General features: G+C 43.9%; 18 protein-coding genes and 1 pseudogene. 12 read left to right on the forward strand and 7 right to left on the reverse strand.

Features of this window, described 5'->3' with window-relative positions; translation table 11 throughout:
• Positions 1-220 precede the first annotated feature (220 nt).
• The 3 genes from HFV01_RS04655 (at position 221) to rimO (ending at position 3066) form a co-directional block, all read left to right on the forward strand.
• Positions 221-463 carry a (2Fe-2S) ferredoxin domain-containing protein gene (locus tag HFV01_RS04655; RefSeq protein ID WP_035760086.1) on the forward strand — a complete coding sequence of 81 codons (243 nt, stop codon included), beginning with the start codon at positions 221-223 and terminating at the stop codon, positions 461-463.
• A gap of 17 nt (positions 464-480) precedes the next feature.
• A complete protein-coding gene (locus tag HFV01_RS04660; RefSeq protein ID WP_006623954.1) occupies positions 481-1590 on the forward strand; it encodes a mechanosensitive ion channel family protein in 1110 nt (369 codons plus the stop codon).
• Positions 1591-1746: 156 nt separating this feature from the next.
• Complete coding sequence (rimO, locus tag HFV01_RS04665) at positions 1747-3066, forward strand: 30S ribosomal protein S12 methylthiotransferase RimO (RefSeq protein ID WP_008053450.1); 1320 nt, start codon at positions 1747-1749, stop codon at positions 3064-3066.
• Between the two features lie 595 nt (positions 3067-3661).
• Here the strand turns inward: rimO and aroA are convergent.
• On the reverse strand, positions 3662-5014 hold the full coding sequence (aroA, locus tag HFV01_RS04670; protein ID WP_006623958.1) for a 3-phosphoshikimate 1-carboxyvinyltransferase: 1353 nt from the start codon (positions 5012-5014) through the stop codon (positions 3662-3664).
• Between the two features lie 100 nt (positions 5015-5114).
• Here aroA and HFV01_RS04675 point away from each other — a divergent pair, with 100 nt between their 5' ends.
• On the forward strand, positions 5115-5606 hold the full coding sequence (locus tag HFV01_RS04675; RefSeq protein ID WP_006623959.1) for a hypothetical protein: 492 nt from the start codon (positions 5115-5117) through the stop codon (positions 5604-5606).
• On the opposite strand, the gene HFV01_RS04680 is transcribed toward HFV01_RS04675, so the two are convergent.
• A complete protein-coding gene (locus HFV01_RS04680) occupies positions 5603-6082 on the reverse strand; it encodes a hypothetical protein (protein ID WP_006623960.1) in 480 nt (159 codons plus the stop codon). The genes HFV01_RS04675 and HFV01_RS04680 overlap by 4 nt on opposite strands.
• 29 nt (positions 6083-6111) lie before the next feature.
• Here HFV01_RS04680 and HFV01_RS04685 point away from each other — a divergent pair, with 29 nt between their 5' ends.
• The 5 genes and pseudogenes from HFV01_RS04685 to HFV01_RS04705 all read left to right on the forward strand — a co-directional run bounded on the left by HFV01_RS04685 (position 6112) and on the right by HFV01_RS04705 (position 9177).
• Positions 6112-6309: a hypothetical protein gene (locus tag HFV01_RS04685; protein WP_157883458.1), complete on the forward strand. Its 198-nt coding sequence runs from the start codon at positions 6112-6114 to the stop codon at positions 6307-6309.
• 32 nt (positions 6310-6341) lie between these two features.
• A pseudogene (locus tag HFV01_RS04690) lies at positions 6342-6794 on the forward strand (hypothetical protein); the annotation flags it as partial.
• Positions 6795-7102: 308 nt separating this feature from the next.
• Positions 7103-7402, forward strand: a complete 300-nt coding sequence (locus HFV01_RS04695; protein ID WP_108614736.1) for a hypothetical protein — start codon at positions 7103-7105, stop codon at positions 7400-7402.
• A gap of 86 nt (positions 7403-7488) precedes the next feature.
• Positions 7489-7674 (forward strand): transposase, encoded by a 186-nt coding sequence (locus HFV01_RS04700; RefSeq protein ID WP_006623964.1) that lies wholly within the window; start codon positions 7489-7491, stop codon positions 7672-7674.
• Between the two features lie 51 nt (positions 7675-7725).
• A complete protein-coding gene (locus tag HFV01_RS04705) occupies positions 7726-9177 on the forward strand; it encodes an NACHT C-terminal alpha/beta 1 domain-containing protein (protein ID WP_318286164.1) in 1452 nt (483 codons plus the stop codon).
• 145 nt (positions 9178-9322) lie between these two features.
• On the opposite strand, the gene HFV01_RS04710 is transcribed toward HFV01_RS04705, so the two are convergent.
• Both HFV01_RS04710 and HFV01_RS30180 read right to left on the reverse strand, forming a co-directional pair.
• Positions 9323-9688 (reverse strand): hypothetical protein, encoded by a 366-nt coding sequence (locus HFV01_RS04710; RefSeq protein WP_006623966.1) that lies wholly within the window; start codon positions 9686-9688, stop codon positions 9323-9325.
• Positions 9689-9761: 73 nt separating this feature from the next.
• Positions 9762-9884, reverse strand: coding sequence for a Z-ring associated ZapG family protein (locus HFV01_RS30180; protein ID WP_006623967.1), 123 nt, complete (start codon positions 9882-9884; stop codon positions 9762-9764).
• A 134-nt stretch (positions 9885-10018) separates the two neighbouring features.
• Here HFV01_RS30180 and HFV01_RS04715 point away from each other — a divergent pair, with 134 nt between their 5' ends.
• Positions 10019-11500, forward strand: a complete 1482-nt coding sequence (locus HFV01_RS04715) for a CIA30 family protein (protein WP_006623969.1) — start codon at positions 10019-10021, stop codon at positions 11498-11500.
• Between the two features lie 104 nt (positions 11501-11604).
• On the opposite strand, the gene HFV01_RS04720 is transcribed toward HFV01_RS04715, so the two are convergent.
• Positions 11605-12627, reverse strand: coding sequence for a DNA-methyltransferase (locus HFV01_RS04720; protein WP_006623970.1), 1023 nt, complete (start codon positions 12625-12627; stop codon positions 11605-11607).
• 83 nt (positions 12628-12710) lie between these two features.
• Between HFV01_RS04720 and HFV01_RS04725 the strand changes: the two genes are divergently transcribed.
• Complete coding sequence (locus HFV01_RS04725; protein ID WP_006623971.1) at positions 12711-12923, forward strand: helix-turn-helix domain-containing protein; 213 nt, start codon at positions 12711-12713, stop codon at positions 12921-12923.
• A gap of 5 nt (positions 12924-12928) precedes the next feature.
• On the forward strand, positions 12929-13417 hold the full coding sequence (locus HFV01_RS04730; protein WP_006623972.1) for a PDDEXK family nuclease: 489 nt from the start codon (positions 12929-12931) through the stop codon (positions 13415-13417).
• 305 nt (positions 13418-13722) lie between these two features.
• On the opposite strand, the gene HFV01_RS04735 is transcribed toward HFV01_RS04730, so the two are convergent.
• Together HFV01_RS04735 and HFV01_RS04740 are read right to left on the reverse strand one after the other, a co-directional pair.
• A complete protein-coding gene (locus HFV01_RS04735) occupies positions 13723-14382 on the reverse strand; it encodes a hypothetical protein (RefSeq protein WP_006623974.1) in 660 nt (219 codons plus the stop codon).
• Between the two features lie 24 nt (positions 14383-14406).
• On the reverse strand, positions 14407-14550 hold the full coding sequence (locus tag HFV01_RS04740) for a hypothetical protein (RefSeq protein ID WP_006623975.1): 144 nt from the start codon (positions 14548-14550) through the stop codon (positions 14407-14409).
• Between the last annotated feature and the right edge of the window lie 119 nt (positions 14551-14669).

Raw genomic sequence — 14669 nt, forward strand, 5'->3', positions numbered from 1 at the left:
ATTTTGAGGTAGGGTTCCATCTGGTCTAATCTGGGCGAGTGCGGGTGATGATAACGTACACAGGTTAAAATACATGGCACAAGCCATTAAACCAAGAAACCCCGGTTGATAGTAAATTTGCTGTGGTTGCTGTGATTTTTGCCTCAACACTTTAACACTCGTGCAGATTCAACCCTTTCTGCTACCCAATTTTAAACTATCAGGACTTTTTTTCGATCTAATGTCTGTATCTAACTCTATCCAAATCATAATATGTCATAATCGGACCTGTCGTAAACAAGGCGCAGCCAAGGTTTTACAGGCTTTTCAGGCTGCCAATTTTTCCGTCGGGGTCATTACTCCTAGCGGCTGTCTGGGGTCCTGTGGTAATGGGCCGATGGTTTTGGTTTTACCGGAGCAAGTCTGGTATGATCACGTTACACCAGAACAAGTCCCCAGTATTTTGGGATCTATTGACAGTTAACAGTTGAAAAATTGACGATGGATATTTTAGAGATTTTACAAGAAGAATTATTGACCAATACCCTATCTGATTATTTAATCGCTTTTGTGATTATTGTGTTGGGTATTTTAGCCATCAGAGTCATCGAACAAATGATTTTGAGGCGGTTAAAACTCTGGGCGGTTAAAACGAATAGTCGGTTAGATGATGCCTTGGTGAAAATTGGGGATAGAGCCCTAATCCCCCTGGCTTATGTGGCTATATTTTATGTGGCAATCACTAACTTATCATTGCACCCAATTCTCGGTAATTTAATTAATGCGATCGCCTTAATTTTCTCCACCTTTTTAGGTGTGAGGCTGGTGGTATCCCTCGCTGAATATGCTATGCGGTTATACTGGTTAAATCGTCGAGAAATCGAAACCGTAGACCGCGCCCTAAATGCCCTATTGCCAGCCATTCGCACCGCCGCCTGGGGATTAGGAATTATCTTTGTGCTAGATAACCTCGGCTTCAATATTTCCGCCGTGGTAGCGGGTTTAGGAATTGGGGGTGTAGCCATTGCTTTAGCCTCCCAGGGAGTCCTACAAGACCTATTTAGTTATTTCTCCATCCTGTTCGATCGCCCTTTTGAAATCGGCGATTTTATCGTAGTTGGGGACATGGCTGGAAGCGTCGATTATGTGGGAATTAAAACCACCCGCATTAAAAGCATAACTGGCGAACAAGTAGTAGTTCCTAATACCAACCTCACCGCCTCTCGTATTCATAACTATAAACGCATGGAAAGGCGGCGGATACTGTTTAAAATTGGTGTCATCTATGAAACCCCCCAGGAGAAACTACAACAAATTCCTGCCCTCATTCGAGAGATTATCGAATCCATAGAAAACACCCTATTTGACCGGGCGCACTTCTCAAGTTTCGGAGACTTTAGCCTAGACTTTGAGATTGTTTACCACGTTCTCAGCAGTGATTATGCCATGTATATGGATATTCAACAGCGGATTAACTATGAACTAAAATCCGCCTTTGAAGCCAGGGATATTGAGTTTGCTTATCCAACTCAAGTCACCTATTTTGAGGGTATGAACAACCCCAAAAATAGCCCCAGCCGTGAACCTCTCAGGCAGATTTTGAACCCTTAGAATAAAAAGCGCCCTCACACTTACCCAAAATTTCGGAAACCGGAACTACAGAAAAGTAGTTATTGGTTGACTGATACCATTGCCAATTTTCAGGTTAACAGCTATAATAGCATACTTGTACTGTTCCGAGTTTGTGCATCCAAACTTTTACCAACTATGGCAACCAAGCCAACGATCGCATTTTCCCATTTAGGTTGCGAAAAAAATCGCATCGACACCGAACACATGATCGGTTTATTAGCCGAAGCCGGATATCAAGTAGACTCCAACGAAGAGGCGGCTGATTATGTGGTAGTGAATACCTGTAGTTTTATTGAATCAGCCAGAGAGGAGTCCGTCAATACCATAGTTGAACTCGCCGAAGCCCATAAAAAAGTAGTGATTACTGGGTGTATGGTGCAACACTTCCAGGAAAAATTACTTGACGAACTTCCCGAAGCTGTAGCAGTAGTAGGAACCGGAGATTATCATAAAATTGTTAATGTAATTAATCGGGTAGAAAAAGGCGATCGCGTCTCGGAAATTTCTGCCGACCCCACCTATATTGCTGATCATACCGTCCCCCGTTATCGCACCACCACAGAAGGGGTGGCTTATCTACGGATAGCCGAAGGGTGTAACTATCGCTGCGCCTTTTGTATTATCCCCCACTTGCGAGGAAATCAGCGATCGCGTACCATAGAATCAATCGTTACCGAAGCCAAACAATTGGCAGATCAGGGGGTCCAGGAATTAGTGTTAATCTCCCAAATTACCACTAACTACGGAACCGACATTTATGGTGAACCGAAACTCGCAGACCTGATCCGCGCTTTGGGTAAAGTTGATGTACCCTGGGTGAGAATGCACTATGCTTACCCCACCGGACTAACCCCTAAAGTGATTGATGCGATCGCCGAAACCCCCAATTTTCTCCCCTACCTAGACCTACCCCTCCAACATTCCCACCCGGAAATTCTCCGCGCCATGAACCGTCCATGGCAGGGTCAGGTTAATGACCAGATTATTGAGAATATTAAAACTGCTATGCCTAATGCTGTAATTAGGACTACTTTTATTGTCGGTTTTCCGGGAGAAACTAACAGCCATTTTGAACACCTCCTCAAATTTGTGAAACGCCACGAATTTGATCATGTTGGTGTCTTCACCTTCTCCCCCGAAGAAGGAACCCCCGCTTATACTCTTCCCAACACCGTATCCCAGGCGGTAATGGACGCGCGACGGGATGCACTAATGCAGGTACAACAGCCAATTTCTCTCAAGCGTAACCGCCAGTGTATTGGTGAGGTAGTGGATGTTTTAGTTGAACAAGAAAACCCCTCTACAGGCGAGTTTATAGGGCGATCGCCCAGGTTTGCGCCAGAAGTCGATGGTTTAGTATATGTAGAAGGAAACGCGCGTTTAGGGTCCTTAGTTTCCGTGAAAATCACCGATGCTGATATTTATGACCTCTATGGTCACACCCTAGAAAATTAACCCACAATTAATAATTAATAATTAATAATTAATAATTAATAATTATTGTCGGGTTTCTACCCCAGCAGTCAAGAAACCTCCCACCAGTCAAGAAACCCGGTTTCTCCAAGAAACCGGGTTTCTCAGCCAATAATTGACAGTCGAACCCGCCCCCCACAATTAATAATTAATAATTAATAATTAATAATTATTGTCGGGTTTCTACCCCAGCAGTCAAGAAACCTCCCACCAGTCAAGAAACCTCCCACCAGTCAAGAAACCTCCCACCAGTCAAGAAACCTCCCACCAGTCAAGAAACCTCCCACCAGTCAAGAAACCCGGTTTCTCCAAGAAACCGGGTTTCTCAGCCAATAATTGACAGTCGAACCCGCCCCCCACAATTAATAATTAATAATTAATAATTAATAATTATTGTCGGGTTTCTACCCCAGCAGTCAAGAAACCTCCCACCAGTCAAGAAACCTCCCACCAGTCAAGAAACCTCCCACCAGTCAAGAAACCTCCCACCAGTCAAGAAACCCGGTTTCTCCAAGAAACCGGGTTTCTCAGCCAATAATTGACAGTCGAACCCGCCTCCCTCCACAATTATTAATTATTAATTATTAATTATCAATTGCTGTAAACTTCCCACAAAATCCGGGTAGGAAATAGCCGCCGCTTCGGCGCGATGAATAGTGGTAGAACCCGCCGCATTTAAAGCAGCGATCGCCAAACTCATAGCGATACGATGATCCGTGTCACTGTCAACTTCAGCGCCGCGCAAAGGGAAGCCACCAGTAATTTCTAAACCATCAGGTAACTCGGAAATTTTCGCCCCCATTTTAGTCAATTCCGTAGCCATAACCTGAATGCGATCGCTTTCTTTAACCCGCAATTCCGCCGCATCTCGGATGGTAGTAGTACCCTCGGCAAAAGCCGCCGCCACTGCCAAAATCGGAATTTCATCAATTAACCGAGGAATCAAATCCCCCTTAATTTCACAGGCTTTTAATGGCGAGAAACGGACTCGTAAATCTGCCACAGGTTCCCCCGCCACAAGTCGTTCTCCTTGGGATTGAATATCAGCCCCCATCATAGCCATAGCCTCCAAAATCCCCGTCCGGGTGGGATTAACCCCCACATTTTCGATGGTTATATCGGAACCCGGAACAATAGAAGCCGCCACCAACCAGAAAGCAGCGGAACTGATATCACCGGGGACAATCACAGTTTGCCCCTGCAATTTAGCCGGTCCGAACACCGTCACGCTGTTAGTGTCTGGATTGACCGTTAATTGCGCCCCAAACGCCTTTAGCATTCGTTCCGTGTGGTCCCGTGACAAGGCGGGTTCCGTCACGGTTGTAGCCCCTTCTACCATCAATCCAGCCAACAAAATACAGGACTTGACCTGAGCCGAAGCGATGGGGGAATGATAATGAATCGGTTGCAGTTGTTGACCATGAACCGCCAGAGGAGCGAAAGAACCCGATCGCCGTCCCCAAATAGTCGCCCCCATTTGGGTGAGAGGTGCAATCACCCGATCCATTGGTCTTTTGACCAGGGAACTATCCCCTGTGATAGTAAAGAGGCGATCGGGGTGAGAAGCCAAAATCCCCAGCATTAGCCTCATGGTAGTGCCAGAATTGCCAGCATCAAGGATGCGATCGGGTTCCTGTAAATTACCGATACCACAGCCTTTCACCTTAATCTGTTGTGAGTTCAACTCGGAAATTTCTGCCCCCAACCCAGAGAAACATTCAGCGGTGCTGCGAGGGTCTGCACCCAAGAGTAAACCCTCAATGGTGGTAACTCCTTCTGCTAGGGCTCCTAACATTAAAGCACGGTGGGAGATAGATTTATCGCCGGGAATGCGAAGGCGACCCTGGAGGGATAAACCGCAAGAGGGAGGGTCAATTTTGAGTTTCTGTTGTTTTTCTGTATTTTCTAGGGTGACAACTACAGATGGCATTAGGATAGATGTAGGTAAGGATTAATATTAAGATCCTATCGCTTTGGGGGTCCTGAGTTGCTATCAGGACTGAAAATCCTATCAATTAACAAGATATTTTATGCTCACTCATCACCGTAAGCCTGTTCGTCTATCTTGGATTTCTACGGATTTACCGCTGCGATCGCAAATTGAGACGGCGGCTACCCTTTACCAAAAAGACAAACAGCAGTTTCACTTGATCCTACAGGAACCAGATCTGTTAGATTGGCAATTGGAGAGTGATGGCGATCTATCCCCAATTGTACCATTATCTCATCAACCCAGACTGCTATGGTTGGAAGTGTCCCCCGGTCGTGCTGTCATGACTATGCAGGGAAAAAGCAACTTTAGCTATCGTCACCTATGGCAAAAAGGGATGTACGGGCTCAGTCGTTATTATCTTCAGGGTCAGTCGGAGTCTTTACCGAATCAAATTCGCCTGCGAAATTTTACCCGCGACCTAACTTTAGTTGGTTATCCCCTGCCAGAATTTTTGCGACTGGAGTATGAACTTTGGTCGGAAAAATTGCGCCTAGGTAACTATGTTTTACTGCTAGAAATTCACCATTAATTAGTCGATTTCGGCGGACAAGAAACTAGCATTTCCTGGGTTATATTATCATGGCGATCGCCTGCTTGCTGAGTCCTGATTGTGGCTTGGTGCATTTGTTGTTTGGCTTGTTTAAGTTGTTGTCGTCCTTGAAAGCTAACGGGGATAGTTTGTCCGGTTTCCAGCACCTGAGCCGTTTGGGTGAGACCTATGGCTATCTCCCGGAAACTCTGGCTATAACCATTTTGAAAAGTTTGTAATTCCTCGTTGTGAATATCTAGTTTTTCTACTTGGTTAGCGATGCCATCAAGTGCTAGGGCTAACTGTTTGGTAGTCGCTATATCGTAGCGATCGCTTTGGGCTGTAATTAAGGAATTACCCCGGTGTACCACATCAATTAGTTTTTCGCATTGCTGTACTTTTCCCCTCAAACAGCCTCCCAAGAAAGTAGTTAGCAGCAAGCTGATTATTAAAAACTTACCACGAGATAAAATCATTGGCGATCGTACCCTCCCATTGATTGGATTTGTTGATTAGTTTAACTGATACCTGGCTATTATTTCAAAAAACTACCCCCATGGCAAGACATCATAACGAAAATCACCCGGTTTCTGAGTCGGGGGGGGGTCAAGAAACCCGGTTTCTCAAAGAAACCCGGTTTCTCAGTCGGGGGGGGGTGAAGGCAGCAATTGAGGGCTGCTGTCGGAGCCAGACTAGAGTATAATTAATAATTAGAGACCTCGAAAACAGCTATAAATGACCAGATTGATCTACGACCAATTCACCAAACAATATATCCAGGAACTCTTAAAGCAATTAGGTGCAACTGAAACCAGCAAAACCATGGCTTCAGAAAGGCGAGAAATTGACATCTTTTTCACACCCCGCCCGGAAAATATCGCCTCAGCTAGTAACCTAGGCTTATTGGGAAAATTAGCCACCACCCCAGCGGTTTTTGAGCCTTTTAGCAATCCCGTTAAACCCAGAGAAATTCGCAGTTGTCTGGTGAAGCTCCTAGACATGAAGGCGCAATGGGAACGCCAAGCCACTCGGGAAAAAAGACGGCTCGCTCCCGGAGAATCACCCCGGTTGTGGATTCTGACCCCCACCGTATCCCCTGCCATTTTAGCAGATTTTGGCGCTACCGTAGACTTGGAAAACTGGATGAGTGGGGTGTACTTTCTCCCCAAGGGACTGGAAAGCGCTATGACAGCTTGTTCATTAAATATGTGTAACAATGAATACCTATAACAACTTGGTGATCAACTAGGGCTAAACTCAATTCCAACTGGATTCACCCATGAGCCGTTATTCTGTTGCTTTTAGGAAAAAAGTGGTCACCGCCTATCAATTAGGCCAAGGCTCAATTAGGCAACTTGCAGAGCAATTTATGATGAGTCCTGCTACTGTTCATAGTTATATCAAAAAAATATCGAGAAACTCAAGATATAACTCCTCAAAAGCCCGGGCTCAATCGTCCTAGCCAGCTAGAATCTTATCGAGACTTTATTATTCAGATGGTACAAGATTACCCAGATGGGACAGTTCGACAGTATCGAGAACATCTCCTAAATGAGCTGGATGTTTATGTCAGCGTCGGAGGAATGTGTGAATTCCTCAAAAAAGAAGAACTAACTCTTAAAAAAAATTACCGGTCAGAAAAGGTAGCAACGGAAGAAGGTCAACAACAGCGATTTGATTACCGAGAGCGGGTGAGATGTACCTCAAAAATGATATTCATTGATGATACAGCTTTCTGGGTAGGGATGATTCCCTCTATAGCGAGGAGTAAAAAAGGCAAAAAGCATGATGTTTAATACCAGTTTATTAAGGCAGAAAAATGACCTTAATTGGAGCCATAAGTATCGAAAAATTGGTAGCTAAAAAAGCCATATAAGGCTCGATGAAAGGTAAAGATTTTCAGGATTTTATTGAACAGGACTTGGTTCCGAGACTGAATCCAGGGGATGTCGTAGTTATGGATAACCTTAATATCCATAAAATGGAGGGCATTGAAGAAATGATCACTGCTACGGGAGCCAGAGTAGAATATTTACCACCCTACTCACCAGATTTCAATCCTATTTAAATGTTGTGGTCAACGGTTAAGTCAGTGGTCAGAATGTTTCCAACACGAGCAATGGAAGCACTAGAACAGTTAATTAAACTGGCTCTAATGCTGATAGAAATACGTTTAAGAACTGGTTTACTAAATGCGGTTACTGTACTAATTAAATATCGAACAAGCTGTAAGACTTCGTGGGCTGATTTGGTGTTGCGGTTGGGTTGGTTAAATCGGGTGGGCAGAGATGGACGCGGCGATAGTAGTATTTTTGCCTTTTATCATGCGACGTTTCAGGAGTATTTTGCAGCCTTGACGGTGGAGGATTGGGATTATTTTATGCCTCGGAATCATGTTAATTTTCCGGTGGCGGGGATGCGGTATCGGATTTTTGAGCAGCAGTGGAAGCAGGTGATTTTGTGTTGGTTGGGGCGTAAGGATATTAAGGCCCAGAAGAAGGAGGAGTTTATTCGGGCGTTGGTTGAATTTAAGGGTGGGGTCAGAGATTTTTATGGAGATCAAGCCTATTTGCTGGCTGCTGCTGGGATTAATCAATTTAAGGCTTGTTCTCTGGCTACCGAGATGGTGCGGCAGGTGGTGAAGTGGGGGTTTGGTTATTTCAATACTGAAAAACAGGAATGGCGAACCTTTTTAGACCCCATCAAAGAAGCGGCGAGAGAGGTGATACCACAAACCATTAGACCCTTGGCGATCGCTGTATTGCTTGAAATTATCCGCACTACTGAGAATGAAAATAGCCGTAGGTGGGCGGCAGATAGTTTAGGGAAAATCGACCCAGGAAATCCCAAGGCGATCGCTGGATTGCTTGAAATTATCCGCACTACTGAGGATAAATTTACCCGTATTCAGGCGGCAGATAGTTTAGGGAAAATCCTCACCACACCTGAACAATATGCAGGAGTCGTCTCCGCCTTAAAAGACTGCCTCAGCGATGAAACCTACAGAGACAACTTTAAACGATTCGCTAAATGCTACGAAGTCATCTGGGACTGTGCCGAAAACCTCCCCTATCCCGAATTTTATCAAGCATGGCACAATCTCGCCGCCACCCCGACCCCCTTTATTCAACAGTGTAACCTCGCCCTTGTCCCCCAAATCCTCAACCAAGCCATCCAAACCCACCCCCTCAACTGCCAAGCCATTTGCATCGATGGCAGCCGCTTCAGCGACCCCAGCAACCCCGCCTTGCAAATCTACACCACCTTGAAAAAAGCCGGATGTCCCCCCAGTCCCGACGGTAAACCCCGTACCATTGCCGAATTACAAGCCTACTGCGAGGATGACCTCAGCGACCATCCAATTGCCCTCATCCTCTACGAAGAACCCACCGACCCACCCCCCCAAGGCTTTGATATCGCGGTACTCAATAAACTCGCCCGCTTTAGCCATCCCCCCATGGCGGTGATTGTCCCCCAACGCCTCCCCGAGTGCCGATTACCGCAATTCCTAGAAAGCGACCCCGATTTGATTGCCCATCTCCTCCAGTGGTTGCAAAACTTGGCACGATGAACGGGTGAAATTAGCATTCAATCCCTGAGCATCGGACATGGCTCTACTATAACCCGGTTGCGGGAAACTGGGCTATAATTGCTGTTGTTGGTGACACCAAAAGGCGATGGCAGCCACCCCTAAGCTACTACCATATTGATGAGGCTTAGGTGTTCGGTTGTAGGGTATTTTTGCCCAGGGAAATCACTAATTGAATTAGGCGAGATATATGGGTGGGTTTAGCGATCGCCCAAATATTAATGCTCACACAAACCGCGGCCAAAAATAACAGAATAAATGTGGGAGCCATCACCACACCGATCGCAAACCAAGTCCAAACATGAGCCACTAGAACCCCAGCATATAAACTGGCAAATCCCACCATCAATAACATTTGCTGCTGAGAACGTCCCACCGCTGTAAAAATCATCGTTTGCAGAGTCGCGATTAAATTCATGGGGACTAAGAAGGCGCAAATCATCCCACAATTAGCGCGGGAAAATTCGGCGATACTATTGACATCTAAAATCATGGTGTTTTATAATGGTAGAATTTCCTAAAGTGTAGCTGAGTTTTCCCAGGAAATACTGAATCTTTGCCAAAATTTAATCATCTTTTTTCCGTAGGGCTGTTGTCCAAAAATTCGTGAACATCATCAGCATCGCACCTAAAAAAATTATCCCAGCTAATCCCGCTGCGATCGCAGTTTCCCAATCAATGTTTTCCATAGAATGAATATCATGCTATCCGTCTAACCCACACCTTAGCACAAATACCCACCGCCAGAGAACGGGTAATCACCGACCCCCTAGATTCTGTAACATATCTTAATATAGTAAACAGCAACACCTGAAGGACAGATATGGCTACAGAAAATAAAAAAGCACCTTGGGACATCAATCGGTTTGTAAAAACCCTCAACTATTTTGGCGTAATTCCGTTTCTAGGTAGTTGTCGGTGGCTACAGAAGCTATTTGGGGGGGAAGCCAAGCCACCGAGTCCCCCCTCTGAAGTCGTCCTAGTGGTCGGTGCGACGGGGGGAGTAGGTAAGCGGGTGGTTAAACGCCTCCAGCAACAGGGTATCAAAGTAAGGGCCTTGGTTCGAGACCGGAAACGGGGACTAGAAATGCTGGGAAATAAGGTTGATATCATGGAGGCTGATTTAACCATCCCCGAAACCCTTACCCCCCAAGTCATGCAGGACGTGACGGCAATTATTTGTTGTTCAGGAACCCGAGTCCAACCCGTAGAAGGGGATACCCCCACCCGCGAAAAATACTATCAAGGGGTTAAATTTTATATGCCGGAGGTGGTTGATATTCCCGAATTGGTGGAATATAAAGGCATTCAAAATCTGATTAATGCTACCCCTAATACCTTGCGAAATTCTGGTCAAAAAATTCTGTTTGATTTTACCAAGCCAGACGCTGAACTAAAGGCGACTTGGGGGGCTTTAGATGATGTGGTGATGGGGGGAGTTAGTGAAAGTTCCCTGCGACTAATTGGGGATGCTGCTTTATTTACGGGCAATGTTTCGACGGCTAATTCTGGGGGGTTTGTCTCTGTCAGAACTCGGAATTTTGAACCGCCTTTAGATTTATCGGAGTTTGCGGGAATTGAACTGCGGGTGAAAGGAGATGGCAAGCGTTATAAGTTTATTGCCCGCTGTGATGAAAAGTGGGATAGTATTGGTTATTGCTATTCCTTTGATACGGTTTATAATATTCCCATGACTATCAGGATTCCTTTTGAACAATTGATTCCTGTGTTTCGTGCCAAAACCCTTAAAGATAATCCCGGGTTTAACTCAAAATCGGTCTATGCGTTTCAATTGATGCTGAGTAAGTTTGAATATGATGGGGAGTTAAACCCTAAGTTTGAAGCGGGTATGTTTCAACTGCAAATTGAATCGATTAAAGCCTACGGAAATGCGGCTAAACCTCGCCTGGTGATGGTGAGTTCTGCGGGTGTCACTCGTCCGGGAAAACCAGGATTAAATTTAGACGAAGAACCTCCGGCGGTGCGAATGAATGACCAATTGGGAGGTATTTTAACCTGGAAATTGCGAGGGGAAAATGTAGTGCGATCGAGTAATATTCCCTATACGATTATTCGCCCCTGTGCTATGACGGAAGAACCTGGCGGCGAGGCTTTGATGTTCGACCAAGGAGATACTATTAAGGGGAAAGTCAGTCGAGAGGATATTGCGGAACTCTGTATTAAGGCATTAAATCAACCATCTGCTACTAATGTTACTGTGGAGGTGAAGGCTTTGGCTAATGGCGATCGCTCTCCCCACTCGGCACCGGAGTCGGGGTTATTTGCGACTCTCCAACCTGATTAAATATTACCTTACTTAAAGTAGTGAAAGCGGGCGATAATGCCCGCTATTTTATGAGTTAATCGGGTCAATCCTATATATACTGATATATGATGGGTAAACTGATATTAAAAAAGCTGTAATTGCCGGGAATGAGGAAGAAGGGGGACTGATTCACCTAACATAACTTTTTGATGCAGTAAACTTAAATCCTGCTGATTAATCTTGTCTTCCATAAAGCGTAACGAAGAAGTCGCCACATATTCTAAATCTGTCTCAAAAGCCAACCAATGGCGGCATTCCTGTTCAGCCACAAATCCCGTGGTATTAGAACCAGAAAATATATCAACGACTATATCTCCGGGGTCTGTTAAAAGTTGAATAAAAAACTTAGGCAGTTGACTGGGAAAACGTGCAGGATGAGCTTTTAATCCCAAGGCTTTACATCCCCTGAGATATTGGCTATTGGAATCTGTATTAGGAATTTGCAAGAGATTACAAGGAATTGCACCGCCGTTATTTTTAGCAAAGGATTTGCTAATATCATGTCCAGATGGGCGCTTTTTGGCATTATAAAACTTGTCAGGATCAGCCAGCAGTTTTTGCATTCTGGGGCTATAATCAGTCAATACTTTAGTTACATCGGATTTGGGAAATTCCGACTTACTAAACCACCAAACTGTATTGATTGAATCTTTGACCCTAATCTTGCGTTTGTTAACCCATTCTATAGGACTTGGTAACTTGGAAGGATTAAACCAATAAAAATCTTCAGCCAGGAAAAAACCAATGCGATCGCAAAAATAAATAGGAACCCTAAAATTATACAAACTTCTAACAGGTTTTCCCTTTTCATAAGCACCACCTAAATCTAAAACAAAGCTGCCATCATCTTTCAACTTTTGATAGACAACTCTGGCAAATTGGGCTAACCATTCAATATATTCGCTCTGGGTTTTATTTCCATATTCTTTTTGTCTTTGTAGTGCAAAAGGTGGACTGGTTAAGACTAGGTTAATGCTCTGATCAGGAAGCTGATTTAACAATTGCAAAGAATCCCCACAGAATGCAGCCCCCAGACCAGTATAATAACTGGGTTTGCTATTGATTTTTGTGAGATCTAGTGGAAATTTAATCTGTTCTGTGGTCATGATTTATTAATTATGCTACTTATAGTCTGTAGATGTATGGTCATCACTACCTATATTATATAGGATATGTCAGCTATCAGAATATGCCATCTAGTGCTAGAAATATTTTTGCTAAAAGATTAAAGCAAATTCGTAAAATGCGAGGACTTTCCCAGGAAAACCTAGCTGATATAGCAGGTTTACATAGAACCTATGTAGGCTCTGTGGAACGTGGGGAACGTAATGTGTCAATTGACAATATGGAACGTCTAGCTAAGGCGCTTGATGTTGAAATTACTGAACTTCTGAGGGAATAGTAACTATGAAATCTCATCCAGACAAAGCTATTCTTGACGAGTTATTTCCATATATTCAGCAGTATCAAGCACTAGCTACTAAACACGGAATTAATGATATTTTTCAAGATAATGGAGGTAAACTTTTACAGGTAATTTTGGTAACTGGATTACAAATAATACCTGGAAGGGAGGGGAATGATGCTAAAGATGCTGATGGTAATGAATTTGAACTCAAGTCAGTTAATATCGCTCTAACTAAGAGTTTTTCTACTCATCACCACATTAACCCGCGCATAATTGATAAATATAGACAAGTAGACTGGATCTTTGCAGTATACCGGGGAATCAACTTGTTGTATATTTATAAACTTACATCCTCAGACTTAGAATATTTTTATAGGAAGTGGGAAGAACAGTGGTACAGTAAAGGTGGAAAAGATATTAACAATCCCAAAATCCCATTAAAGTACGTTATTGAACATGGACAGCTATTATACTCTATTGACAGTTAGGGGCTATTTTTGATAAGATTAACCCAGCAATGTATGGACTGATAAAACCTCAGAAAATTGTCAGCGATCGCTCTCCCCACTCGGCACCGGAATCGGGGTTATTTGCGACTCTCCAACCTGATTAAATATTACCTTACTTAAAGTAGTGAAAGCGGGCGATAATGCCCGCTAATTTATTATTTATGGAAACTGGGAAAATTAACCTGATATTAAAGAGTTATTCCCGGTTATGGTCTGCCCTAAAATTAGCCCTATTCCACCAAAAACCGGGTTTTAAAATTGTCACAATTCCAGCAAATTGGCAATTAGCGAACATCCACAGAAACTAATGTATCTAGGGGTAATTCCCCACCAATAGCCAGTATCCGATAAACTCCATTTTCTGGTAGCCGGGTAGAAATGTTTTGGGTTCCTGTCTCTAAAATCTTGCCATGAGGACCGGCGATCGCTAATTCGACTCCAAACCCTGTCACTTTCATCATTTGACCCTGGCGACAACGAATAGTTAGGGGTTGAATACTGCGCGCCGATAATGTGAACCCCACAGACCCGTTATATTCCCCTGAACGAATTACAATAGGGCGATCTGGTAAAGAACGATACTTAGATAATTTTTGGTTTATAGTATCGTTAGAATTATCTTTATCTTCTAGTTCGGGTTCTGGTTTGGGTTCTGGTGATGGTCGTTCAATTTGAACCTCAATAGCACAATTGGTAGACTCAATGCGTGGATAAATCATCACCCGATATATTCCAGTTTCCGGCATATTTCCCTGCCAACGACCCGAAGATACAAAGGCTAATTCGCGACCGGAAGGGCTATAAAGTTCAGCTTGCAAAGTTCCCGCCCAAACAATTAGTGTGACTTTTTCTGCTTTGTTAGCAGTGAAAATATAGAGGGTTGGTTGTCCGATATTTTCGCGAATTGTGCCGGATTCTGGCAAAGACAAAATTGGATATTGCATGGTAATTTACCTAATTAAATGTGGTTAAATTTCAGATATACTTTCGAGATGATTGACCTGTTTACATAGACGATCTAATAATTCTGCTAAAAATTGTTGTTCAGATGGGACTATAATTTTAGGCTGCTGTTTACAGGTGCGATCGCTTCGTTGATTGTGTGTTAACATAGATATAACCCCTGTTGCTAAGGTGATTAGTCAGATACTGATGTCTGTGCTTGTCTATGTTTTTACTGTAGGATTAAAACTCTCAAATGTGGCGATCGTAGGTGATACTATCACGACTT

This window comes from Limnospira fusiformis SAG 85.79 (assembly GCF_012516315.1).
GTDB lineage: Bacteria > Cyanobacteriota > Cyanobacteriia > Cyanobacteriales > Microcoleaceae > Limnospira > Limnospira fusiformis.

Excerpts from the sequence above, each read along its gene's own strand:
- HFV01_RS04655 (WP_035760086.1), top strand. The coding sequence starts at position 221 with ATGTCTGTATCTAACTCTATCCAAATCATAATATGTCATAATCGGACC.
- HFV01_RS04660 (WP_006623954.1), top strand. The coding sequence starts at position 481 with ATGGATATTTTAGAGATTTTACAAGAAGAATTATTGACCAATACCCTA.
- rimO (WP_008053450.1), top strand. The coding sequence starts at position 1,747 with ATGGCAACCAAGCCAACGATCGCATTTTCCCATTTAGGTTGCGAAAAA.
- aroA (WP_006623958.1), bottom strand. The coding sequence starts at position 5,014 with ATGCCATCTGTAGTTGTCACCCTAGAAAATACAGAAAAACAACAGAAA.
- HFV01_RS04675 (WP_006623959.1), top strand. The coding sequence starts at position 5,115 with ATGCTCACTCATCACCGTAAGCCTGTTCGTCTATCTTGGATTTCTACG.
- HFV01_RS04680 (WP_006623960.1), bottom strand. The coding sequence starts at position 6,082 with ATGATTTTATCTCGTGGTAAGTTTTTAATAATCAGCTTGCTGCTAACT.
- HFV01_RS04695 (WP_108614736.1), top strand. The coding sequence starts at position 7,103 with ATGGTACAAGATTACCCAGATGGGACAGTTCGACAGTATCGAGAACAT.
- HFV01_RS04700 (WP_006623964.1), top strand. The coding sequence starts at position 7,489 with ATGAAAGGTAAAGATTTTCAGGATTTTATTGAACAGGACTTGGTTCCG.
- HFV01_RS04705 (WP_318286164.1), top strand. The coding sequence starts at position 7,726 with ATGGAAGCACTAGAACAGTTAATTAAACTGGCTCTAATGCTGATAGAA.
- HFV01_RS04710 (WP_006623966.1), bottom strand. The coding sequence starts at position 9,688 with ATGATTTTAGATGTCAATAGTATCGCCGAATTTTCCCGCGCTAATTGT.
- HFV01_RS30180 (WP_006623967.1), bottom strand. The coding sequence starts at position 9,884 with ATGGAAAACATTGATTGGGAAACTGCGATCGCAGCGGGATTAGCTGGG.
- HFV01_RS04715 (WP_006623969.1), top strand. The coding sequence starts at position 10,019 with ATGGCTACAGAAAATAAAAAAGCACCTTGGGACATCAATCGGTTTGTA.
- HFV01_RS04720 (WP_006623970.1), bottom strand. The coding sequence starts at position 12,627 with ATGACCACAGAACAGATTAAATTTCCACTAGATCTCACAAAAATCAAT.
- HFV01_RS04725 (WP_006623971.1), top strand. The coding sequence starts at position 12,711 with ATGCCATCTAGTGCTAGAAATATTTTTGCTAAAAGATTAAAGCAAATT.
- HFV01_RS04730 (WP_006623972.1), top strand. The coding sequence starts at position 12,929 with ATGAAATCTCATCCAGACAAAGCTATTCTTGACGAGTTATTTCCATAT.
- HFV01_RS04735 (WP_006623974.1), bottom strand. The coding sequence starts at position 14,382 with ATGCAATATCCAATTTTGTCTTTGCCAGAATCCGGCACAATTCGCGAA.
- HFV01_RS04740 (WP_006623975.1), bottom strand. The coding sequence starts at position 14,550 with ATGTTAACACACAATCAACGAAGCGATCGCACCTGTAAACAGCAGCCT.